20 protein-coding genes are annotated in these 23,569 nt (G+C 38.6%); 7 read left to right on the top strand and 13 right to left on the bottom strand.

Features of this window, described 5'->3' with window-relative positions:
* The first annotated feature begins 18 nt into the window (after positions 1-18).
* From H6607_12935 to H6607_12920, 4 genes are read left to right on the top strand one after another with little or no spacing between them, the layout of a single operon-like run.
* Complete coding sequence (locus H6607_12935) at positions 19-717, top strand: MotA/TolQ/ExbB proton channel family protein (protein ID MCB9263272.1); 699 nt, start codon at positions 19-21, stop codon at positions 715-717.
* A gap of 24 nt (positions 718-741) precedes the next feature.
* Positions 742-1,131, top strand: coding sequence for a biopolymer transporter ExbD (locus H6607_12930; GenBank protein MCB9263271.1), 390 nt, complete (start codon positions 742-744; stop codon positions 1,129-1,131).
* A gap of 4 nt (positions 1,132-1,135) precedes the next feature.
* A complete protein-coding gene (locus H6607_12925; protein ID MCB9263270.1) occupies positions 1,136-1,915 on the top strand; it encodes a hypothetical protein in 780 nt (259 codons plus the stop codon).
* Positions 1,916-1,924: 9 nt separating this feature from the next.
* Entirely contained in the window at positions 1,925-3,175 is a 1,251-nt protein-coding gene (locus H6607_12920) for a bifunctional folylpolyglutamate synthase/dihydrofolate synthase (protein MCB9263269.1), read from the top strand.
* On the opposite strand, the gene H6607_12915 is transcribed toward H6607_12920, so the two are convergent.
* The 7 genes from H6607_12915 to H6607_12885 all read right to left on the bottom strand — a co-directional run bounded on the left by H6607_12915 (position 3,165) and on the right by H6607_12885 (position 10,313).
* Positions 3,165-5,090 (bottom strand): PD40 domain-containing protein, encoded by a 1,926-nt coding sequence (locus tag H6607_12915; GenBank protein ID MCB9263268.1) that lies wholly within the window; start codon positions 5,088-5,090, stop codon positions 3,165-3,167. The genes H6607_12920 and H6607_12915 overlap by 11 nt on opposite strands.
* Positions 5,091-5,116: 26 nt before the next feature.
* Positions 5,117-5,608, bottom strand: coding sequence for a metallophosphoesterase family protein (locus tag H6607_12910; GenBank protein ID MCB9263267.1), 492 nt, complete (start codon positions 5,606-5,608; stop codon positions 5,117-5,119).
* 21 nt (positions 5,609-5,629) lie between these two features.
* Positions 5,630-6,013: a DUF3127 domain-containing protein gene (locus tag H6607_12905; GenBank protein MCB9263266.1), complete on the bottom strand. Its 384-nt coding sequence runs from the start codon at positions 6,011-6,013 to the stop codon at positions 5,630-5,632.
* An 89-nt stretch (positions 6,014-6,102) separates the two neighbouring features.
* Entirely contained in the window at positions 6,103-6,942 is an 840-nt protein-coding gene (locus H6607_12900) for a hypothetical protein (GenBank protein ID MCB9263265.1), read from the bottom strand.
* Positions 6,939-7,430, bottom strand: a complete 492-nt coding sequence (locus tag H6607_12895) for a hypothetical protein (GenBank protein MCB9263264.1) — start codon at positions 7,428-7,430, stop codon at positions 6,939-6,941. Before H6607_12895 ends, H6607_12900 begins: the two co-directional genes overlap by 4 nt.
* A 36-nt stretch (positions 7,431-7,466) precedes the next feature.
* Positions 7,467-8,345, bottom strand: a complete 879-nt coding sequence (locus H6607_12890) for a class I SAM-dependent methyltransferase (protein MCB9263263.1) — start codon at positions 8,343-8,345, stop codon at positions 7,467-7,469.
* Positions 8,346-8,402: 57 nt separating this feature from the next.
* Entirely contained in the window at positions 8,403-10,313 is a 1,911-nt protein-coding gene (locus tag H6607_12885) for a glycosyltransferase family 39 protein (protein MCB9263262.1), read from the bottom strand.
* A gap of 92 nt (positions 10,314-10,405) precedes the next feature.
* Between H6607_12885 and H6607_12880 the strand changes: the two genes are divergently transcribed.
* Positions 10,406-12,532, top strand: coding sequence for a hypothetical protein (locus H6607_12880; protein MCB9263261.1), 2,127 nt, complete (start codon positions 10,406-10,408; stop codon positions 12,530-12,532).
* Here the strand turns inward: H6607_12880 and H6607_12875 are convergent.
* From H6607_12875 to H6607_12855, 5 genes are all read right to left on the bottom strand, one after another.
* A complete protein-coding gene (locus tag H6607_12875; protein ID MCB9263260.1) occupies positions 12,529-14,301 on the bottom strand; it encodes a carboxypeptidase regulatory-like domain-containing protein in 1,773 nt (590 codons plus the stop codon). The two genes, H6607_12880 and H6607_12875, sit on opposite strands and share 4 nt — an antisense overlap.
* Positions 14,302-14,339: 38 nt before the next feature.
* A complete protein-coding gene (locus H6607_12870; protein ID MCB9263259.1) occupies positions 14,340-15,263 on the bottom strand; it encodes a DUF2279 domain-containing protein in 924 nt (307 codons plus the stop codon).
* Positions 15,247-16,650 (bottom strand): phosphoglucomutase/phosphomannomutase family protein, encoded by a 1,404-nt coding sequence (locus H6607_12865; GenBank protein MCB9263258.1) that lies wholly within the window; start codon positions 16,648-16,650, stop codon positions 15,247-15,249. The genes H6607_12870 and H6607_12865 overlap by 17 nt, the downstream gene beginning before the upstream one ends.
* Positions 16,651-16,660: 10 nt before the next feature.
* Positions 16,661-17,809: a hypothetical protein gene (locus H6607_12860; protein ID MCB9263257.1), complete on the bottom strand. Its 1,149-nt coding sequence runs from the start codon at positions 17,807-17,809 to the stop codon at positions 16,661-16,663.
* 107 nt (positions 17,810-17,916) lie between these two features.
* On the bottom strand, positions 17,917-19,131 hold the full coding sequence (locus H6607_12855; GenBank protein ID MCB9263256.1) for an acyl-CoA dehydrogenase family protein: 1,215 nt from the start codon (positions 19,129-19,131) through the stop codon (positions 17,917-17,919).
* A gap of 39 nt (positions 19,132-19,170) precedes the next feature.
* On the opposite strand from H6607_12855, the gene H6607_12850 reads away from it, so the two are divergent.
* A complete protein-coding gene (locus tag H6607_12850; GenBank protein ID MCB9263255.1) occupies positions 19,171-19,524 on the top strand; it encodes a dihydroneopterin aldolase in 354 nt (117 codons plus the stop codon).
* Positions 19,521-22,088, top strand: coding sequence for a T9SS type A sorting domain-containing protein (locus H6607_12845; protein ID MCB9263254.1), 2,568 nt, complete (start codon positions 19,521-19,523; stop codon positions 22,086-22,088). The genes H6607_12850 and H6607_12845 overlap by 4 nt, the downstream gene beginning before the upstream one ends.
* 15 nt (positions 22,089-22,103) lie before the next feature.
* On the opposite strand, the gene H6607_12840 is transcribed toward H6607_12845, so the two are convergent.
* Positions 22,104-23,567 (bottom strand): hypothetical protein, encoded by a 1,464-nt coding sequence (locus H6607_12840; GenBank protein MCB9263253.1) that lies wholly within the window; start codon positions 23,565-23,567, stop codon positions 22,104-22,106.
* Between the last annotated feature and the right edge of the window lie 2 nt (positions 23,568-23,569).

The raw sequence follows: 23,569 nt of genomic DNA, 5'->3' as shown, positions 1-23,569 counted from the left end.
AAAAAAGACAGAAAATAAATGAAACCTTTTTTATTGCAAGTGGCCAATGCCACGGATTCGGCTCAAAATGCGGGCTTAAAAGTTGATGGGGAAAAAGAACTGAAGGTGTTTGATATGGCTCTTAACGGAGGGCCAATCATGATTCCTATTGCTATTTTGAGTATTGTAGCCATGTATTTGTTGGTTGAAAGGTATCTTACCATAAAAAAAGCAAGACAATACGACCCTGTTTTTATGAAACGAATTAAAGACATGGTGATGGAAGGCAATATTAAAGGAGCTAAAAGTTTGTGCGAGGCAACCAACACACCCATTGCCAGAATGTTGGATAAAGGACTCCAACGCATTGGTCGGCCCATGGAAGATGTGCGGGTGGCCGTGCAAAATGTGGGCAACTTGGAAGTATCCAAATTAGAAAAGGGGATGCCGGCTTTGGCAACAATTTCGGGTGCAGCACCTATGATTGGCTTTTTGGGTACGGTTACGGGTATGATTAAAACCTTTTACGAAATGTCGAAACAGGGCGATAATATTACTATTGGCGGCATGAGCGAAGGTATTTACAATGCCATGGTTACTACGGTTGGAGGATTAATAGTGGGTATCATAGCCTATATTGCCTACAATAGTTTGACCGCCATGATTGACAAGGTAATTTACAGAATGGAATCCACTTCGTTAGAATTTTTGGATATTTTACACGAACCTGCTTCGTAATTCGTTAATGATTAATGAATTGAAATGAAACTTCAGAGAAGAAATAAAATCAATGCAGAATTTAGTATGTCGTCTATGACGGATATTATTTTCTTGCTGCTCATTTTCTTTATTATTACCGCTCGATTTACGCCCGAACCCATTTATAAGGTGGCTTTGCCCAAAGGAGCAAAAACTACGTCGCTTCAAAAGAAAATAGTAATTGTTGTAAATGCCAACGATGAATATGCCATTGACGACAAAAGAACAAACTTTGACGGAGTTCCTGCTATATTAGATGCAGAACTGCAAAAAAATCCGGAGGCAACAGTTTCTATTCATGCCGATAAATCGGTTATTTATGAAAAAGTGATGGAATTGGTTTATATTGTTGACGAATTGGGTGGGAAACCCGTATTGGCACTTCAACCTTAAAAAAATGATTGATTTAAAAAAAGTACACGAACAAAAAGGAGTGATTGCAACAGTGCTGTTGCATATTATTGTTGTGCTTTTAATGCTTATTTGGAAAATGAGCGGTTCTTCAAAAATAGTGGAAGACCCCATTGAACTTCAAGTTGAATTTGAAGAAACACCACCACCCCCACCAAGTTCAAGTGGTTCGTCAAATCCAAGCGAAATTGAGGGTGGAGAGAATGGTGGAGGGAGTGCCATCCCAAAACCAGTAGATAGATCTGCCACAAAGCAGGGGACAAAAACGTCAAATAATGTAAAAACCCAAGATAACGATAAAGCTACCGAAACGGAGACAAGCGGTAAACAAGACGGAACCACAAAAGGTGATGTGAACGAAGCAAAAAGAACCGTGGACGAATATTTTCGAAAGAAAAAGGGTTCTGGTTCAGGCACTGAAGAAAACCAACCTTCAGGACCACGCGGAACAACCATTCCGGGAGGTAATCAAGGTGGTAAAAGTGTTGGTGGCAATGATGGTTTTGGATACAATTTGAATGGTTTTGGTTTGGGAAGTTTTCCATCTATAACAAATACCACGCAGGAAACAGGTTCTGTTGTGGTAAAAATTTGTGTGGATAGGAATATGAAAATCGTTAAAACACAGGTTATTGGCGGAACAAGTACCAGTGCAGAATTAAGAAGAATCAGTCTTGATGCGGTTAAAAAGGCAACCTTTGTTCCTGCTGGAGAGCCTTCTGACGAAAATTGCGGAACCATTACCATTAATTACACCCTAAAATAGTTTACCTCGTTGAACTACACTCAAACGCTTGAGTTTTTGTATGCTCAATTGCCCATGTATCAACGCATTGGAAGTGCGGCTTACAAAAAGGATTTGACCAATACACTTGCTCTTTGTGAAGTTTTAGGAAATCCTCACCATAGTTTTAAAACCATTCATGTGGCCGGCACCAACGGCAAAGGAAGTTGTAGCCATTCATTGGCATCTGTTTTTCAAGAAAATGGGTATAAAACCGGGCTATACACTTCGCCCCATTTAATCGATTTTAGAGAACGAATTAAAGTGGATGGACAATTGGTTTCTGAGGAATTTGTGGTTGATTTTGTTGCCAAAATAGCACCACATATTGAGAGTATAAAACCTTCTTTTTTTGAGATAACCGTGGCAATGGCTTTTGCCTATTTTGCCGACCAAAAGGTGGACGTTGCCATTATTGAAACGGGTTTGGGTGGAAGGCTTGACAGCACCAATGTCATTACACCCGAAGTTTCGCTGATAACGAATATTGGCTTTGATCATACCGATATGTTGGGTGAAACATTGCCCGAAATTGCAGCCGAAAAAGCCGGAATTATTAAACCCAATGTTCCCGTGGTTATTGGAGAACATCAACCTGAGGTTGAGCATGTTTTTATTGAAAAAGCAAGAAGTGTTCATGCCTCACTGATTGTGGCATCGGAAGTTGTTAATGCAAATGGATATACCACCGATTTGAAGGGTATTTATCAGAAAAAAAACATGGTTTCTGTTTTGGCAACGGTAATGGTTTTACGGCAAAATGGTTGGAAACTGGATTCCGCCAAGATAAAATCAGGTTTGCAGAATGTGGTCAAAAATACTGGTTTATTGGGTCGTTGGCAGACCATTCAAAACTACCCTAAGGTGGTTTGCGATACTGGACACAACGCCGAAGGAATAGGTTATATCGTTGAACAACTTGCTTCGGAAAAATATGGGAAATTGCATATTGTCTTTGGTCAGGTGGTTGGAAAGGACCCACGAAAAGTGCTTAAATTATTACCTAAAAATGCAACCTATTATTTCTGTCAGCCCTCCGTTATTCGGGCGTTGGATGTAAATGAATTGGCAGAAATTGCCAAAAGCGAAAATCTCAAAGGCTCGTTATATCCCGAAGTTTCTGAAGCACATAAAGCGGCATTAGAAGCAGCCAACGAAAATGATTTCATTTTTGTTGGAGGCAGCACATTTGTGGTGGCCGATTTGTTGAGCTATTTAGGGAATATCGACTCTAAAATGTAACAATCTTCATTTCTGTTCTGCGGTTGGTGGCACGCCCTTCAGGTGTTTCGTTTCCGGTTATAGGTACTGCACTTCCATAACCTTTAAAGCTCAATCGATTGCTTGAAATACCTTTGGAAATAAGGTAGTTGTAAACAGATTTTGCCCGATTTTCTGAAAGCGTTTTGTTGTGCGATTCGCTGCCGGTGTTGTCGGTATGTCCGCCTATTTCCACTTTTATGTTGGGGTTTTTGGCCAAAAAGTCCACCAAAATATCAAGTTCTACAAATGATTCTGATTTCAAATCGGATTTGTCGGTGTCGAACAATACGTTTTTCATTACGATGGTTTGGTCATTTTTAATTGGTTTTAGGCCAATTTCTAATTCAAATGGTTTATCGAGTGATGATTCGTTGGCCAGCGAAAAGTTCTCGGAATGAAATAGATAACCCTCCGCACGAGCTTCAAAGGCATAATAGCTGTTGGCAGGCAAATTCACAAAAAAACTTCCGGTTTTAGCATCACTAAAGGTTTCTGTTACCTTTTCTCCGGTTTTTAAATTGTAAAGTTCCACATTGGCTTTTAGCTTTTTCTTTGTTTCAATGTCGAAAACTGTACCGTGCACATAGCCTGTTTTTTTTGGTCTTGCTCCTTCATACAGTTCAACCGAATAAATATCCATACCGCCATAATTTGGCTTTAAACCCGTACTGGCGAAGTAGGCAATATTTCCTTGTCGGTTCACAATAAAGTTCCATTCATCGCCATGCGTGTTTATAGGGTAACCCAAGTTTTCTGGTTTCGACCAAGTTGTTCCCATTTTGCGGGTGACAAAAATATCGGCACCACCCATGCCCGGTAGCCCTTTGGAGGTAAAATAAAGTGTCACTCCATCGTTGTGAATAAAAGGAAATTCTTCATCGCCTTCGGTGTTTATTCCTGGCCCTAAATTGATGGGTTTGCTCCAAACCGAATCATTTTGTTTAATAGCATACCAAATATCGGTTCCACCATATCCACCCGGTCTGTTACTCACAAAATATAGGGTAACTCCATCGGCAGAAATGCTCGGTTGGCTTTCCCACTCTTTGGTATTTACAGGCAAACCCAAATTCTCTGGTTTCGACCATTTGTCGCCGTCAAGTGTTGAAAACCAAATATCGCATCTACCCACACCGCCCGGTCGGGAGCATGAGGTAAAATAAATGTATTTTCCATCGGCTGAGGCACTAAAAGCACCCTCGTTTTCGGGAGTGTTTACTGGGTTGCCAAGATTGGTGCCTTGCGACCAAAGGTTGTTGTTGTCGTTCAGTTTTTTACTAAAATATATGTCTTCGTTTTGAGCTTGTACTGGCAATGAGCCATCGCGGCGGGTATAGTAAAGTGTCTTTTCTTCGATGTCTAAGCCCGGAAAATATTCTTCGTATTTAGTGTTTATCTCTGTACCCAAATTGATTGGTTCGAATGGAACGGGGTTGGCAAAAGCTTTTTCTGCAAAACTGGCTCGGTCAATAAATTTTTGCACTTTTACTCTGTCATCGCCCACACCCGAAAGGGGCAACGCACGATTTAAAATGTCTTTACACTCTTTATATCTGTCGGTTTCAAAATAAATATTGGCCAAATCAAATATGGCAAAAAGGTTGTCTTGATCTAATTGAATGATTCTTAAATTAACCTGTTCTGCCTCATTAAATCGTTTAAGTTCCATCAGCAAACCTGCCTTAAAACTCAGTGCAGTCATATACTTCGGGTCTTTTTTAATGGATTTATCAATATACTTTAAAGCATTTTCATAATTCAGCAGGTTTTTTTCTCTGAGAGCCATGCCATAATATTTATATGCCTTTTTGCTATCAGTTCCGCGGGTTGGAACTGCAAAAGCGTATTCAATAAATAGGAAAGTAATGAATGAAAGTAAAACTGCTTTTCTCATATTTTTATAACTGCCAAATGTCAAAATTATTTCGGAAGCTCAATTACTCGGGCATTTTCAATTTTGCTCCCGTTTATTTCTATCGATACCATAGTTCGCACCTGATGAAAGCCGTATTGCCCTGCTGCACCCGGATTGATGTGTAAATGGTTTAACTCTTTATCAAACATTACTTTTAAGATATGCGAATGCCCCGTAACCACAATATTCGGTTTTTCTTCGATTATTTTTTTGCGAAATTCAGGGTTGTATTTCTTCGGGTAACCCCCAATATGAGTCATCAACACCTTGCAATTTTCAACCATAAATATTTGGTATTTAGGGTTTTCCATCCGAATATTTTGTCCGTCAATGTTTCCATAAACACCATAAAGAGGAGCAAGTTTTTCGAGTTCTTCAAACACTTTAATATCACCCCAATCACCCGCATGCCACAACATGTCGTGTTGCATGGCGTGTCTTTTTATGTTGTCGTCAAAAAAAGAATGTGTGTCGGACAAAATAAGTACTTTTTTCATTAGTTGCCCAACCCTCAGATATTAAAATGGTAAATCGTCGTCTGTTTCGTCGGCGGTAAATACCATATTGGTTGGCTCATCATTAATGCTATTAAATGAGGCCGTATTTGTATTGTCAACTGGTTGTGATGCCTGCAATGGCTCAATTTTCCATGCACGCACATCGGTGTACCACTTGTCGTTATACTCTCTTGACTCAATGTTTATAGAAACCTTGATATTAGTTCCAGCGGCAAGATTTTGAATTTCGTCCACTTTTTCGCTCCAACAAGAAATGGCTATTTTTTTTGGGTATTGTTCGTTGGTTTCTAAAATCATTTCCTGTTTTTTCCATGGGCCACGTTGACTTTGTCCACTTTGCATGGGCAATAGTTTTACTACTTTTCCGCTTAATTCTAAACTCATTTTATTCCACTTTTCGGCAAATATGAATAAAACCTTTTGGCAAGTCAATCTATTCGGTGGGCTTTTTTAAACGGTTTATGCACCTTTTTTTAACCGCAACCTCCACAACCTCCGCAGCCACCACATCCACCGCAGCCAGAACAGCCACCACCGCCGGAGCATCCACCACCGGAACATCCACCACAGCCATTGCATCCGCCACATCCTACAGAATAGTCAATGTCGCTATCTATTTGGTTAAAATAATAACTTGTGTCCGTCCAAAAACCGCCGCATCCACCGCCGTCATAGGCGGTGCTTTCTTTTTTTGGTTTTGTTTTAAAATCTAATTGAGCTTCAAGTTCAGTGACATCTTCAATATTCACATTTTTTAGAAGAAAAATATTTCCATGTATTCCCTTTAGCAGATTCAAAGCCTCGGCTTTATCAGATTTATCCAGTTTTTTATACTTGCTTTCAAACTGTTTAATTTCATTGGCAAGTTCGGCAATATTCTTTTTGCCCTCCTGGCTAAGCAGAGCAAAACCCCAAAATGGGTAAAATTTTCCTAACAAAAAGTTTTGATACAGCTTTTGGTCATCACATATCCATTTTCGTATTTTTCTAATGCTTTTGCAGTTTTGATAACATGCTTTGGCAAAAAGGCGGAATTGGATTTCTATATCTTTATTGCCCGAAAACGGAAGCAAAATTTGTTGTTCGTGTATTTTTAAAGGGTATTTTCCGTAGTTGATGCCAGGTGATATATACAAATATTCTCTGGTTTGTTCCTGTGCCGATGGTTGTTTTGAAACGGTTCGAAGCTCTAAAACATTTTTGAGCAATAGGTCGTAAACGGAATGTCTTATAAAGTTTTTAATGGTGAGTTTTTGATTAACATCATTCATCAACAAAAGCTCTGCCGTGGTGTATTTATTAAGGTATTTCATTTCCATCTCCATTTGGGTAAAAGCCAATATTTATGCCGGTTTATGCGAGTAAAATTGATACTCCGAAATCGAACATCCGTTTGTGGCCAAATATCTTTTGGCGGTTCTGTATCGAATATTTCTTTATAGAATTCAAGGGTTTTTGCGTATAAATCGGCATATTTTGCTTTTTCTGAATTTCCACCTTTGGTGGGGCCATGGTGTATTGTTCGCTCTATGGTCTTTTCGCAAAAATCAACCCAATATGATTGGGTGTAAATGAGATGCAAATGCCAAACCTGATCTACCTCATCAGAAGGGGTTAGTGGGTGAGGGGCAATGCATATCAAAAACATGAATTTTTTATACTCAGTCACTGCCCTGATGGCATACGTAAGGCTCCAACCATTTTCGCGAGCCAGTCTATCTGTAAAGGAAAATGCAGAGTCAGGGTCGTCTATTTCAAAGCGATTTATTTTTTGCCACAAATTTTCTTGCCATTCAGTCATGGCACTAAGTTACGGTAAATTTTGATTTTTTTATAGTTAAATTATTCTTCCAATAACACCCAATGGGAGGACATTGCCAGATTCGGCGTTTAACACCAATTCGCCAATATCTATTTTGTGGACGTTGTGGAAATTTGATTTTATTAAGTTGTTGATAATAAGGCTACTAAAACTCAATGAATAGGCATTTAACACCAAAAATCGATGTTGCGGATGAAGTATTTTTGAGAGGGTTTGGAGCAATGGGTCAATCATTTCTTCGAGTTTCCAACGCTCCCCTTTGGCACCGATACCGTAGGCCGGAGGGTCGAGTATTATACCATGATAAAGATTGCCGCGATTTGCCTCTCGTTCGGCAAATTTCATGGCATCTTCCACCACCCACCTGATGTTTTCGAGGTTTGAAATTTGCTGATTTTCGTTTGCCCACGAAACCACTTGTTTCACACTATCCACATGCACCACATCTGCACCTGCCGCTTTTGCGGCCAAACTGGCTCCACCCGTGTAGGCAAACAAATTCAATACCTTGGGCTGGTTTACTTCTTTTTTTATGTGTTTGATTCGTTGATAAATAAACTCCCAATTGTCTGCCTGTTCTGGGAAAATGCCCACGTGTTTAAAGGCGGTTAGCCGCAGCTTAAACTTTATTTTCTTATCGAATAAGAGATATTCGACAAACCAGGGTTCTTTAAAATTTTTTGGAGTTAACCATTCGCCTTTATGACTGCTGGTGCTTTTAAACGTTATATCGGTTAGTTTATTCCAATCTTTTTCGGGTAGGGCTTTTTTCCAGATAGCCTGTGGCTCGGGTCTTCTCAAAACAAACTGACCAAACCTTTCTAATTTCTCAAAATCGCCACAATCTATCAGGCTATATTCTTTCCAGTTTTTCGGACTAAAAATTGAAATCATGCGGCAAAGGTAGATTGATTTTGCCGAATTAAGGAGGGATGTATAACATGTATGAACCTATTTTATTTCATTAAATAATCCATAAAGCACGGGGTTTCCTTCTCTCAGCACAATGCTAAAATCATCCATCAACACCTCTTGGTGGGCTTTGTTCCATACAAATGCCTTTAGCTTTACCGAATTATTTTTAAGATAAATGTCGGACAGTTTTATGGAATGAATGGCGGTTGTAAAACCAGTCGAGTCATTGTTGTAGTCGCTCATTTTTATGGCATTCCAATAGATGTTCTCACCATTTATTTCAAGCGTAGCCACAAGTAGCACGTTGCTGTCAGGTTGGGCGGTTTTGAGTTTTGCCGAAACATCAATAAAATGGTTTTGATGTTTCAAGAAGGGCTTTAGGTCAATTGAAAAAGTGGGAGACCATTCAGTGGTTGAGTCCAATTGGTATTGGTGGTCAGAAGAATCTATCGAAACAATGTTTCTTTCATTTACCTGCTCAAACGGAGCTTCAACTTCGCTATCAAAATCGAGCCAGCCGAGGGTAGTTTCATTAACTATTGTACCTCGCTGAAAAAAATAGCACGTAACTCCGTAGTGGTTAAATTGAGTATAACTCGGAAAATACTGTTGAATAATGGGAATGGTGTTTGGAGCGTTTGAAAAATTGGCAGAGAAGAATAAAGAGTTCGATTTTTTTGCCAATTCGCCTAAAAATTGTTCAAAATGGTGGGTACTCTCGAATTTGTCAAACCAAATAATTTTGGTTGAATCAAACTGAAATTTCTCGCAAAAATAGTTGGTAATGGGTCGATGAGAGTCAACCAAAAGAGGTATGTTTTTGTCTAAATCTCTCGAAACTAAATCTTTGTAATCGTGTATAAATGCCTCATATTTAGACTGATAAAATAAAGTGTAGTGTTGGCGGTTTAGTATGAGGGTAAAAATATTGACGCAGCAAATAAAGGCTACTAAAATCAAATTTGTGGTGGGTTTTTGCTGTTTCAATTTTCCAAAAATGAACATCAACAAAAACGGAAAACCGAAAATAAGAACCGAAAACTGCAATACCGGATTGACGAATCTGGAGTATAAAAAGCCAACAACAAATGGAATGGCAAACCAGCTAAGAAATGCCAACCACGCTTTTTTATTAAAGTTGACCTGATTAAAAACAGAAAAGGTAATTAATGCAAATGCCACTAAATAAACCGGCCACGAGAAGTGAAAAATGTATTCTATGTATTTGATTATAAAATTATTATGTGGCTTACTAAGCCAGCCGCCCACTCCTCCGGTGTGGAGTTGATAAACTAAAATGGGCAGATGAGGGAGGTATAAAACAACAGATAGCAGTAGTGCATAGAGGTATTTTTTTTTAACGGAGGGGTTTAAAAACAAAAATCCAGAGATAGAAATAAGTGCGGCTAAAATCAAGCTAAAATGGTGGTTGTATGCACATAAATCTATTGATAAAATTAGACCTATTAAATTGATTATTAACTTTTTATCCTGATTCTTAATAAGCTCAGTCCAAAAATAAAAGAGCAACAAAACAAAGAACAAACCAGATATGTATGGTCGGGCAATTTGGCTGTACATTACCATATATTGCATGGTGGCCAAAAAAGCTGTAGATGTTAAGGCCACCGTGCTATTAAACCAACTTGCGGCAGTTTTATAAAACAACCAAAGAGATGCTAATCCGGCCAATGTAAACGGAAGTTTTATAACCCACTCCTCAAAACCGAAAAAGTGGCCGTAGTAATATAAAAAGACCTGAATTAATGCCGGATGCCCGTCAACCTTTACCCCAAGATTTATAAGGTCTTGAAAATTAGTGAATTTGGTTCGGAAAATGGCACTAAATTCATCGTGGGTAAATGGGATAGAGCCATAGTCGTAAAAACGGAGAATGGCGGCCAAAAGGAAGATTCCGTAAAAAATATAGTTGTCTTTTAATCTCAAAATGATATAAAAGTTGCATTGCAAACAACGTAGAAAGTTATGTAATAAGCCCTATTGTTGGTGTATTATTTTTTTTTTGAAAGGCATTGTTGTTGAAAAAACTAAATTTGGCTATGCGAAAGTGTTTGATAGTATTTGTCTGGATTTTGTGTTCGTGGGTTGTCAAAGCTCAAAACAACGTGTTGGAGGTAGATTGGGAATTTGTTGGCCCAAAAGATGTGGCCAAAGACAATTCAGACAGCGGTAGAATTACCCCGTACGGCTTGGGTAGGATTGAAGCGATGGGCTTTGGAGGTAGAAAAAATAAATGGATATATGCAGGAAGCAATACCGGTGGGCTGTTTCTTTCAAAAAATCATGGCAAAAAATGGGAGTTTGTGTTTAATGTAAACCCCGTGTGCGGTGTTTGGGATATTGAAGTAGATACCAAAAATAAAAAACATCTATGGGTGGCCACAGGCAATAACAATTGGGCTAAAAGTTGGGGTTTGGGTGTGCTTGAATCAAAAAATGGGGGAAAAACCTGGCAAAAAACCGGACTAACTTTCGAACCTTATCAACAGGTTCATATTACCTCGCTCGAACAAAATGAAAATGAGCTGAATTCATTTTTAGCCTGCTCAAAAACAGACGTTTATGTATCAAACGACTACTGTGTTTCGTGGAGAAAAATTTTGGATAATGACGATAAAAGTCGTCAAAACTTACGACAGGTTTTATGGAACAATAATCAACAGGGATATTTGCTGGCTGCCGGAGCAACACTCTATTTCTCTTACGACTCGGGGAATAGCTGGCATCAAAAAAGAAGTTTCTTGACTTATAATAGCCAGCTTTCTTTAAATGATTCACTTCCGGGGCGGTTTGCGGTAGCTCTTAATCCGCTCAATAACAATCAATTAGTGGTATGCTACGCCCACAAGGGTGTGAGCTATATTGACCGTTCGGACGATTTTGGCAAAACGTGGTATAATATTTTAAAGGGCCGTATTTTCGACCGACTTGATGTACATCACACCGAAATAGCATGGAATCCTGCTGATACCACCGAATTAGCCGTTGGTAGTTTTCGAGTTTATACAGCCAAAAATGGAACGGACAATTTTAGGTTAGTTAGTTTTCCGTATGCCAAAAATCCGCAATTTATGCACGATGATATTCGGGAAATGATATTTACCGATGATGGCACACTTTGGGTGGGAAACGATGGAGGCATTTCAAAATCAACCGATTTGGGTGAGAATTGGACAAATTTGCCAACAGAAGGCATGCGGCTTACTCAATTTTATAGCATGGTGGTAAATAAAGGAATGTTGGTGGCCGGAGGTCAAGATTTATCCACCTTTATATTTCAAAATAGCCAATGGCGACAAACCACCGAAATATATGCCGATGGCAGCATGTGTTTGATAAATGATTCGATGTATGTGCAATCGCAAAACGGGGCAAAATATTATTTCCGAAATAGAAGTGATGACCGTATAATCCGCGAGATTTATACTCCTTTTATGCCTAATAGATTTATCTATCCGGTGCAGTTTTGTCCTACTGATTCTTCAACAATATGGGTTACCGACCATGATTTGTGGCAACTAAAACCCAACGGGAACTGGACAAACCTTACCAAAACCTTACCAAAAATAAACTCAAAAATTGTGGCATTGGATGCCAACGACCCTAACCGGAAAATTGTTTATCTGGCAAAAGATGAACCCACGTGGTCGGTTGCTCCGGCGGGTTTAAAACATCATTTTTATAAAGGTACTTTTAATGATTCCGGTTTTTACCATTGGCAGGATATTACCATAAATTTGCCCATTTTAGCTTGGCGAGAAATAGGAGATATTTATTCAAACCCGTTGAACAACGATGAAGTTTATGTTTGTTTTGAAATTTTTGATGATACAGAGAAGCCCTATCGCGTTTACAAAAGCACTGATGGCGGCCAATCTTGGTGGAATATTTCTAATGGATTGCCAAACACCTTGGCTCATAAAATAGAACTTTACAATCAGCAATATCTGTTGTTGGCCACTGATGCTGGAATGTTTTACATGCACAAAACCGACAGCGTTTGGACTCGGTTAAAAGGGAAAGAGGAGTTTGCTCAGATAATTGATTTTCAAATAGATAAATCAGACTCTTACCTCTATGTGGCTGCCTACGGCAACGGTGTTTGGCGAATGAAACTGCCCGATGTCTGGCTTAAAAAGGACTAATTTGTATCTGGGCGAAGTATCCAACAATCGGCTTTTATATTTTTTGCTCGTTTGTATTCCTTCATAGCCTCGGTATGCGAGGTGCCGGCATAAGTGCCCACCCTATATACACCTTTGGCCGGATTTTCTAGTATCTCCGCATTAGGCAATGTTTTTTTCCATTCTTCCCAAAAATCGTAGGCACCTTCGTATGTTTTGCTGGAGGCATAAATGATATAATATCTTCCAGAACTTGTCACTTCATTAAAAATGTCGTCCTTTTTTCTTGGTTGGTTTGTAATAATAATTTCATTTGTCACCTCATCAAAAAAAGTGTCGGCTTTTGGGGTGGTCGGCACCACGTTCTCAGATTTTGAGCTGACAATATAAACAGGCTCAGGTTCTAATGGCATTACTCGGTCTAAATTGATAATCAAGGAGTTGTTTCCCAATGTATTCAAATCAAGAGTAAACTCCTTGGTAATAAAGTTTGGTTTTATAATCTCAATATTCCATGTATCAATAGTATCCGGAATTATCATCCAAAAATCACCATCGTTATCACTCGAGGTATAGACTCCCTGCCCTTTCATAGATTGAGATATTAAGATTCGTGCCTCTGGAATTCCTTCTATTTGAGCATCCAACACCCTGCCAACCAATCTCCTTTCAAAAACCCTATTTTGAGTAATTTTATACAAATTCGACTCTCCATTTATTTGTCGAATTACGTTTCCACTGTTGGTTTCATAATTTAAAATGGCAAACTCGTTGTGGGTTGAGTTAAATGGAAATGGAATGGATGTTACCAAATCAAAATTAGAAGAGGCCAAAAAAACATCGTATCCACCTTGACCTAAAAAACCGTTGCTTGCAAAAGAAAATTCGCCGTTTGTTGTGCTTGGCATAATCTCATTTTTGTCGGTATTAAGTTTTTCGCCTAAACTTTGAATGTATTCAAAGGTTTTTCCGGTCCACATACTTTTATAAAGGTCATAACCACCAAACCCGCCTGATTTGTCGCTGGCGAAAATTAGTTGATTTTGATACAAAAATGGAAAGGCATAATTCGCTTTTTCTTGTTCGGCAAATAGCTGTTTTACTTTTTTTAATTTTCCTTTTTTGTAGATAGCCAAATAGAGTTGATAGTATCCGTTGTCGGATAAATAACTGTAAATGATGCTATTGGGTATAGGGCCATCGGTAAAGTTTCCAACCCTTAGCAAATCGGAAACAGGAAGCTCTACAAATTTCAAATTTGCAAAATTATTACACATCATAATGCCGCTGGCGGTGCCATGATTAATGTTTAAGTTTACATTTTGTTTTTCCGAAACACTGCCATAAACGAGCGAATAATTTGTTGTTTTAGACTCGAATATATCAACGTTTTTCCCATTATAGGTATGCTCCAAATCCCATAAATTTTGCAATGTTTTATCCTCTCTTTTTGATAAATATATTCCTAAAATTTCATCAGCAAGTACTTGTTTTCCATTCATTTTCAGACAAATGGCCAATGCTTTTAAATCGTTTATTCCGCACATTGAATTGTCTATTACCTTTAAAAAGTATTCTTCGGCTTTTGTGTAATTATCTAATTGATAATAACCACGAGCAATGGCCAAAAGATATGGCGTGCTGTTTTCGACAGTTTTAGATAGCATCAGGTTTTGTTCTATTTGAGTTTTTATCAATTCATTTTGTTGATTTAGCTCTGCTAATTGCCCAAATGCATTGCCACCCAAAAGAACAATAAGAAATAAAAGAAAAGATTTAATTTTATGCATGTTCACTACCTCTTTTAACAAATTTGCCTCGAAATTAATCAGAATTGAACGAAATGAAAATTTATGCCGTTTGCGTGTAAATTATATGATACACCAGGCAACGGAAACTTTATGCAGTTAAGCATTCTTAACGCTATTTTAAGATAGGTTTTGTCGGTTTTTATGCGGGTAAGGTCAATATCTGGTGATATATAGAGTTGACGAAATTGTGGAATAAAGGAATAATTGTAAGTCACTCCATTTCGCTCAAAAATGTTATCGTCAGAGCTTACAAATCCGTCAATTCCATAACCAATGGCTACGTTTAACCATTTTGGAAAATGGTTTTCTTCGGGCAAAAATGAAGCAATGTTTCCCGACAACCAATAGGTTTGGCCATTGTAATCTTTAAAGAGCCTTTCCACAAAATTTCTACCTAAAAGCTCAGGTCTAATTGCTGCAAAGTTGGTTGGCCGATAGGAAAGTTTCATCCAAATACGTTGTTCTTGCCAGGCCAAACTTTGCGATATTGATAAACCTGCACCCAACGTGTTTGCCAGCATATCGCCGGATGATGCACCCCAACCTTCCGAAAAGCCATCAAAAATTTCTACACCCGTTTGAATAAAAAAGCCATAACTGCCACCCAAAATGGAGGCTGTTCGATGCGAAAATCCGGCCCATTTCAGCATATCAATTCCAACAACTCCTTCATAATAGCAGCTATAGGCATGACCCACTTTATCCATTTGATACCAGTCATGATTATCGTTATGAAAATGAAATTTTGTGAGTGGATAATCTTTGTACCATAGGTTGTATAACCCGTACATGCTTCCGGAATATGCCATTGCATTGCCGGCAAGTACGAAAGTTTTTTTACGTTTTGCCGCGGTGGCAGAGTCTATTGTATGCTGAGCGGACGCACAAAAGCCGGCTAAACTCAGCAGTGAAGTGAGAACGAATTTATGCCCCGATTTCATTTTTCGTAGCATCGAGAATAGCAAAGGCATCATCGCTGCTTGCGGCCTCGGCATACACTCGCAATACAGGTTCGGTTCCAGAAGGTCTTATCATTACCCATTGGTCGTTTCCAAGATGAAATTTAAAACCATCAAGGTCTTCAATTCTTTCGACAGTGTATGAACCAAATTTTGTGAATTCATTGTTTTTGCATTTCTGCACAATGCTCTGTTTAAGCTGCTCGCTGATGTGCAAATCATACCGTTCAACCGAAAAACAACCCACCAGTTCGTATATTTCTTCTATTAAATCATCGAGTGTTTTTCCGGTTTTCATCATAAACTCCCATATTACCAACCCAATCCAAACACCATCTCGCTCAGGAATGTGCCCTTTTATGGCTATGCCGCCGCTTTCTTCGCCACCTATCAACACATCATCGGCCACCATAATGTCGCAGATGTATTTAAAACCAATTTTTGTGGTTTGCTGCTCTAAACCATACAAATTGCACAGCTTTTTTATTTTTCCGGTGCAGCTAAAACTGGTAACCACTTTTCCGGTTAAACCTTTGTGTTTGTGCAAATAATGAATGAGCAGTAAAATAATATGGTGTGAATCGACAAAAAGACCGGAGGAGTTGTATAAACCAATTCTGTCGGCATCTCCATCGGTGGCCAATCCGCTGTCGATATTCTCCGAAATCTCAATCATTTCGCTAAATTCTTGAAGATTTTTGTCAATCGGTTCAGGGGCTTGCCCGTCAAAACCCGGATTGTGTTCGCAATGCAAAAAAGTGGCATCGGGCAATAGTCGTCTAACAATGTTTTGTCCGGCACCATACATGGCATCATAAGCAAAGCTTAAGCTGCCATTTCTGAGTCCATCCATGTCAAAATTGCTTTCCACCTGATTGAAGTAGAGTGTTTCTAAATCTACTATTTCAATAATTCCTTCTTTCAAAAAATCTGCATAGCTTTTTGAAACAATAACAGACTCTGAAGAGATTAAATCTTCAATTTTTTGAACCTCGGCAGGGGATGCAGGACCTCCATAGTGGGCTTTTATTTTAAAACCGTTATATTCTGGTGGGTTGTGGCTGGCGGTAATTACAATGCCCACGCCACAATTGTTTTTGGCAGTGGCCAGCGAAACCATTGGTGTAGTAACAAAACTTTCGGCAACCAAACATTTTATACCTTCACTGGCAAATACTTCGGCGGTGGCATTCATAAACATTTCGCCTCCAAAACGGCAATCAAAACCAATAACCGCTTTTTTGGGTAAGCCCGAATTATTCAACCATTTGGCGGTGGCCAATGCCACGCGTCTAACATTTTCTACTGTATAATCGCGAGCAATAATTTCTCGCCAACCATCGGTTCCAAACTTTATTTTATAACTCATTTAAAAAGTACTATCTATTGTTGTCTTGAAGTAAATTGGGTGGAGTATATCTGATTTTGTTCCAGTCTTTCGTATAAAGGGCTGTTTTTATTTCATCGGCTTCAAAGCTGTAAATGGGGTCGTGGTTCACCCTTTTAATATTAAACTTAAACGTTTTTTCTTTTAAAAACTCATCGAAAGGTTTGAACTGAACCAGCAGTTTCATTTCCTCAAAATCTTTCATGCTCATTTCATTCATTGGTTTGTCATTAATAAAAACACGTATTGATTTTGGCTGGTAGATTATGTTGCCATCAGAAGATCTGTTCCAATTTTCGGTTATCTCGATTCTGGTTACGTTGAGAGGAGTTCTAATATCTAAATGGGAAACAACCGGAGTTTGGGTGTTATTAAAATATTCGTTCCGGTTTTCGGCATAATAATCTTCTATGGCTCGGCAAAGCCAATAGGATGGCGTGTTTTCCTCCAATCCGGGAATAACGTAATACTCAATTTCTTTGGTTTGAGGTATAACGGTTTGATTGGTTTGAATTTTTTTGTTTCCAAATATTTGATCTTTTAAGTTAAAGGCCATTTGGGGGTTTTTAATGAAATCAATGTTTCCAAATTTTACCAAATTGAAGTTGTACGCTTTACTCATTATGGCATCCCACATGCCCAAATAATGAGGGCCATTAATGGTTGTAGATATGGGTGAGCTGCCCAAAATTGATTTTGCGTCGGCTGCGTCAACGTACCCAAAATTTAAAGTGCTGCCCTCCGTACGTTGATAAAAGGCAAAACCCAACACCTGAAATTCAAAGTCTTTTTTATACAGTTCCCACAATTCGTAAATGAATAAATCTTCACAATCTTGAAATGACACTTCATGCTGTTTTTCAATATTTTGCAGTGCCTGGGCAGATATTTTTGTCTTTTTTAAATGCGATTCATATAGGGGAATTGTTCCTTCTAAAATGCATTTATAAAATAAGGCATAGATGTCTTTTACCAAATTAAAACCAACGGTGTCTTTTTGTTGATTTTTGTTTACCTGAATTATGGTCGGAGTACTCTCGTAGCTGCTGGCTGTGGCACTATTTTCAAATAGCAACAAACCTGCGGCAATCATCACCACAGATTTTATAAACTTTAGATATTTCATGCCGCTTAATGCCATTAAATTGCTATTCGTAAACAACCCTGCAAAGGTAAAATTTTTTTGGTGGTCAGAATGCTGTGAGTATCGAGTACTATCTTTTCTCGGTAATAATTTTAGCCAAGAGTTTATACAAAGGCATTAATTCCGGTTATTTCCATTCCCAAAATTAGCAAATGAATATCATGTGTTCCCTCATACGTAATTACCGATTCAAGGTTGGCAGCGTGCCTCATCATCGGGTAATCGCCCATAATGCCCATGGCTCCAAGTATTTGGCGTGATTCTCGGGCAATGTTCAATGCCATTTCTACATTGTTTCGTTTTGTCATGCTTATTTGAGCCGGAGTGGCCATGTCTTTGTTCATAAGCACTCCCAATCTCCAAGCCAATAGTTGAGCTTTGGTAATTTCTGTAAGCATTTCACTCAACTTTTTCTGTTGCAATTGAAATGAGGCAATCGGTTTGCCAAATTGATGACGCTCTTTGGCATATTTTACTGCCGAATAATAGCAATCCATGGCTGCACCTATGGCTCCCCAACTTATTCCGTATCGAGCTGAATTTAAACATGTTAGAGGGCCTTTTAGACCTTTTACACCGGGCAGAATATTTTCTTTCGGAATTTTTACATTATCAAAAACCAACTCTCCGGTGGCCGATGCCCTAAGGCTCCATTTTTTGTGTGTGGTGGGAGTTGAAAAGCCCTCCATACCGCGTTCTACAATTACCCCTTGCACAATGCCGTCTTCATTTTTTGCCCAAACCACGGCTATATCGCAAAACGGAGCATTGCTAATCCACATTTTGCTGCCATTCAAAATAACAAAGTCTCCATCCAATTTTATGCGTGTTTCCATGCTTCCCGGATCACTTCCGTGGTTTGGTTCTGTTAATCCGAAACTGCCTAAATATTGGCCTGATGCAAGTTTGGGTAAATATTTTCGTTTTTGCTCTTCGCTACCAAATTTATAAATAGGGTGCATTACCAACGAGCCTTGCACGCTGGCCGTAGAGCGAATGCCGGAGTCGCCGCGTTCTAATTCTTGCATGGCTAATCCATACGAAATATAATCTAAGCCTCCACCACCGTACTCCGCAGGAATTTGCGGCCCAAAACAACCTATTTCGCCCAACTGTGGAACAATATGGCGAGGAAAAACCGCCTGCTGACAGCATTCATCTATAATTGGCGAAATTTCTTTTTTCACCCAAGCTCTAACGGAATCTCTAATTAATTTTTGTTCCTCCGTCAAAAGTTCGTCTATTCCCATAAAATCAGGATGTTCAAAATCATCCATTTTTGAGTTGTTTTGCTTTAGGGCATCAAAATCTATGTGCATAAGGTGCATTTTCTATCTTTGCAAAGATAGAATTAGAAGATGAATAGCTTTAATGGTTGTTTAAAAATCAATGACCTCCGGGTGTGGGCACATCATGGGTGGTATGAGGAGGAGCGGAAAGTGGGGGCAGAGTATAGAATTGATGTGGAAATGAATTTACGTTTTGTCGAAATAAATTTATTGACCGATACCATTGATTATGCTGAGGTAGTGGACATAATAAAAACCATTATGCAACAAGAAATAAGACTTATAGAGCAGAGTTGCCATGAAATTTTTAAGTCAATCCAAATGCGATTTTTGGATAAAATAGAGGGGCTAAAGGTAACGGTAACAAAACTCAATATTCCCATAAACAATTTGTCATCAACTTCCTTTACTATTGCATTATGAGATTAAATCTGTTTTTTGGTTTATTGTTGTCGGCCATCATGATTTCAGGTTGTAAAGGAAAAAGAACAACCATAACCCTGGCGTTTAATTCGCCCAATTATTTGAATCAAGAAATGGAGATGCTTCGCAGCCCAATAACCGGGTTGGTTGAAAGCCAAAATGTTTGGAACTATATTTTGCAACAGAAGAAAATTATGGGCGAGCCAAATGCTCATGCAAAAGCAAAAATATATCCTCAAGGCTGGAGAAAAATAGACGACCATTTTGCCAATCTTTCAATACAACGAATTGTGTATGACCCCAACAACACGCAAACAATGTATTTCTGCACTGGAGAGGGATGGAACAATGCCGATGCGGCACGTGGTGCAGGTGTTTGGAAATCTACCAACGGTGGCGATACATGGATGCAATTGCCCTCTACATTTAATGATACTTTTTGGTATTGCCATGATATGAAAATTCATCCAATAACCAGTGATGTGTATGTGGCTACCCGAGAAAGGGGTTTAATGAGAAGTAAAGACGGGGGAAATAGTTGGGCTAAGGTGCTTGGAAGTGGAGTAGGGGCAAGCAGAAACGAGGTGACTGATATTGAAATTACTGCCGATAATGAATTAGTGGTTTGTATCGGAAATTTTAGTACCGACGGAATTTATTTTTCGGAAAGTGGCGATGAAGGAAGTTGGGAGAAAAGAATGAGTGGAATGCCCAGTAGCACCTATAGAATCGAACTAGCCACTGCACCAAGCAATGCCGATGTAATGTATGCCGTTCCCACAAGTAGCGTGGCATTAGACACCACTCGAATTTGGGGTGTTTATAAATCAGAGAATAAAGGGAAAAATTGGAAAGCTGTTTCCTTACCGGATGGCAATAGAGATTTATCTAAAATTCAGGGTTGGTATGATTTGATAATCAAGGTATCGCCAACAAATGAAAATTTGGTTTTGGTGGGTGGTTTAAATGTTTACAGAACCACCGATGGTGGGGAAAATTGGCAGCAAATGTTTGAGGGTGATCTAAGAAAAAAGAACACCAATTTGCAGTATGTACATGTAGATCAGCACGAAATAGTGTTTAAAGATGGCAATACAGTGTTGTTTGGAAACGATGGAGGAATCTACAAATGCGATGACATACAAGCCGATAAACCATATTTTTACTCGTTAAATCAAAACTATAATGTTACTCAGTTTTATTCGTGCGATATGGCCACCCAAACGAACAAAGATTTTGTAATCGGTGGCACACAAGATAACGGTTCGGTGGGTTCAAAACAAAGTGGGGTAAGCGATTTTCGAGAATTGAGTTGGGCAGATGGAAGCTACTGTAACATCGACGATCAAGACGCGGATATTTTTTATACCACAACACAGTATCGCAGAATCTATCGCACCAATCATGGAGTGATAGATACACTGACAAATGGGCAATTGGTAAATAACCAAACCTTGTTTATCAACCCAATAGAAATGGATCCAAACAATCCTGAAATACTTTATCAACTTTCAGCTAGAGGACTTTGGCAATTGCAAAACGCAAGAACAGCTACAAAGAATGATTGGAAACAAATATGTAGGCCATTTGGAGCATTTTCGGCAATAGGTATTTCTAAAAGTAAGCCCAATTTGGTATTTATTGGTCGCACAGGTGGCAGGGGAGTTTATAGAATTGATAATGCACTTACCTCTGCTGCATCCGATTTACCCAAAGACTGCGACCCAAAACAATATCTGCCCTCATCGGGATACTGCCATAGTATTTTTGTGAATCCAATTAACGAAAATCACGTAGTTATAACCTATACGAATTATGACCTCGAAAGTGTTTGGGAGTGCAAAAATGTGCTCGATTCAATACCTGTTTGGGTAAGTCATGAAGGAGATTTGCCGAACATCCCAATACGATGGGCTGTGCTGCATCCCCAAAATCCTGAAGTGTGCTACATAGCCACTGAAGTAGGTGTAATGATGACCAAAAAGTTGGATGGAGCCAACACTCGTTGGGAATCCATAAACAATGATTTACCCAATGTGAAAGTAAATATGCTTCGGCTCAGAGCCGAGGACAATACGTTGGTGGCCGCCACGCATGGTCGAGGCATTTTTGTAGGCAAAATTCAGGATGACTACAATGTAGTTTGGCAAGAGCGTGGCCCAACAAACGTGGGCGGTCGAACCCGCACCTTAATGTTCGACCCCAACGACAGCACGGGTAAAAAACTTTGGGCAGGCAGTGTTTCCGGTGGCCTGTGGGTTACCGAGAATGTGGATGTGGTTACCCAATATTACCATGATTTTGAATCAGATTTTGAGATTAAAGTTGGGCCAAACCCTGTAGAAATGGGCAGTTTCTCTTTTTTCATAAACAACGAAACCCAGCGAAAAATTAGTTATGAAGTAGTGAACTCCCTCGGACAATTAATTTGGGAAGATAATTTTACTTATGCTCCAGGTAGTCATGAGCTGGGTTTTCCAACGATTCTCATTGAGCCAGGCGTTTATTTTGCTAAAGTAAGTTCGGGGGATTATGAAAGAGTTTTTAAGGTGGTGGTGAAGTGAAATCACTTTTTGTAATTAATCTTTGGTAATCAGTTTCATATATTTTGATTTATAACCAAGATATTGCTTAACGAACTCATGATTAAGTGAAATTGATGCTTCTTGAAAAACTTCATTAAGCGTGATGTTTTTATTTTCTTTTAATAAAAATCTTGTGTCAACTTCTTTTTCATCTTTTGCTATTTCATTAATTCTATAGGTCAAATTTCTAACCGGAGAAATTAAAGTTAGAACGATGATAAGGATGTAATAGATCTTGTAAACTTTTTTGTCAGGTGGAAACTTAATGAAATACGAGATGAAAAATAGATTACACATTACAACCGGGAAAATCATGGATTTTGTAGATAAATCGCTAAAATAACCAAAGTCGAAAGGGACAAAGCCGACAGCGAAAAAAGGAACTATGGTAAGCATTACAAATATCCGTTTGGGTATTTTTCCTTTGCGGAATTGATAAATAAAAAATGGCCAGAACAAACAATATATCCAAAAATAATTAAAGAAAATTAAACGCACATAACCATATAAATTTAAGGAAGCCTCAGTGAGATAATGTGACTTAGAAAACGGCAGGTGGTTGTTACTTAAAGAGACAATGAAAAGTAGTATTATACTCGGTGCTATTGACTGAAGAATTATTTCTTTGTCAATTTTTTGATAGTGAAAAATAAATAAGGTAAGAAATAATGGAGCAACAGGGATTAAAACAAATGGAGACCAATATATTCCGAACGCTGTCAAAATAATTAGGTATGGCCAGTTTATCTCTTCATTAAGAATTGATTTTACTATCGCTAACCCAACTATACAAATTGGTATAATATGCTGCACCACAAAGGAAATAAGTACAATAACAATGTCGTTATAGTCCACTTTCTTAAAATGTTCGAGCCATTCATAGTAGTTCAGTTTTAACAAAGCTGGCATCCAAAGCAAACGTGTCATCAAAAGAGCAAGAATAATATAGCGGATTTTTATAGGAAAAATTGCATTGATTTGGTTGAAAATTAGCTTAAGCCCAATTGCTGAGTTTATTAAAATAAGAATGGGTAAGAATTCGTAACTATTAAACAATCGTGCAATGATTGATGGGCCATAATAAAAACCAGTGCCATACGACAAAAGGTATTGCTGCCCTTTATATTCAAGTTCAACAGGGTTAAAACCTGCATTGAAGATAGTGCTAAAAATTGCGTTGTGCTTTTGCCAATCACCCGCTTGGGGTAAAACTATCTCGCCAAACCCGAAAAAAATTAATATTAAGGTTATTATAGAAAATTCTATTATGTCATTTTTTTTAATTTTAATTTCCTTGACAAACATGGGATTTTTAATGAAAAACATTAATAGTAATAAGAATATAGCCGACACCACAATTGGCTTAAACCAACAAATGGAGTAAAATAAGAATGGAATGCCCAAGTATAAGAGGGCATAAAATTCTAATCTTGAAGAATGAGTATTAAGGTTTTCCATAA

It is taken from the genome of Flavobacteriales bacterium, assembly GCA_020635395.1.
Classification (GTDB): Bacteria; Bacteroidota; Bacteroidia; order NS11-12g; family UBA9320; genus UBA987.
The sequence above is the reverse complement of the archived record's forward strand: the minus strand, read 5'-3'. Positions and strand labels throughout refer to the sequence as shown.

Bases quoted from the DNA above. Each gene is read 5' to 3' on its own strand.
- H6607_12935 (MCB9263272.1), top strand. From the start codon at position 19: ATGAAACCTTTTTTATTGCAAGTGGCCAATGCCACGGATTCGGCTCAA.
- H6607_12930 (MCB9263271.1), top strand. From the start codon at position 742: ATGAAACTTCAGAGAAGAAATAAAATCAATGCAGAATTTAGTATGTCG.
- H6607_12925 (MCB9263270.1), top strand. From the start codon at position 1,136: ATGATTGATTTAAAAAAAGTACACGAACAAAAAGGAGTGATTGCAACA.
- H6607_12915 (MCB9263268.1), bottom strand. From the start codon at position 5,090: ATGAGAAAAGCAGTTTTACTTTCATTCATTACTTTCCTATTTATTGAA.
- H6607_12910 (MCB9263267.1), bottom strand. From the start codon at position 5,608: ATGAAAAAAGTACTTATTTTGTCCGACACACATTCTTTTTTTGACGAC.
- H6607_12905 (MCB9263266.1), bottom strand. From the start codon at position 6,013: ATGAGTTTAGAATTAAGCGGAAAAGTAGTAAAACTATTGCCCATGCAA.
- H6607_12900 (MCB9263265.1), bottom strand. From the start codon at position 6,942: ATGAAATACCTTAATAAATACACCACGGCAGAGCTTTTGTTGATGAAT.
- H6607_12895 (MCB9263264.1), bottom strand. From the start codon at position 7,430: ATGACTGAATGGCAAGAAAATTTGTGGCAAAAAATAAATCGCTTTGAA.
- H6607_12890 (MCB9263263.1), bottom strand. From the start codon at position 8,345: ATGATTTCAATTTTTAGTCCGAAAAACTGGAAAGAATATAGCCTGATA.
- H6607_12875 (MCB9263260.1), bottom strand. From the start codon at position 14,301: ATGCATAAAATTAAATCTTTTCTTTTATTTCTTATTGTTCTTTTGGGT.
- H6607_12870 (MCB9263259.1), bottom strand. From the start codon at position 15,263: ATGAAATCGGGGCATAAATTCGTTCTCACTTCACTGCTGAGTTTAGCC.
- H6607_12865 (MCB9263258.1), bottom strand. From the start codon at position 16,650: ATGAGTTATAAAATAAAGTTTGGAACCGATGGTTGGCGAGAAATTATT.
- H6607_12860 (MCB9263257.1), bottom strand. From the start codon at position 17,809: ATGGCATTAAGCGGCATGAAATATCTAAAGTTTATAAAATCTGTGGTG.
- H6607_12855 (MCB9263256.1), bottom strand. From the start codon at position 19,131: ATGCACATAGATTTTGATGCCCTAAAGCAAAACAACTCAAAAATGGAT.
- H6607_12850 (MCB9263255.1), top strand. From the start codon at position 19,171: ATGAATAGCTTTAATGGTTGTTTAAAAATCAATGACCTCCGGGTGTGG.
- H6607_12845 (MCB9263254.1), top strand. From the start codon at position 19,521: ATGAGATTAAATCTGTTTTTTGGTTTATTGTTGTCGGCCATCATGATT.
- H6607_12840 (MCB9263253.1), bottom strand. From the start codon at position 23,567: ATGGAAAACCTTAATACTCATTCTTCAAGATTAGAATTTTATGCCCTC.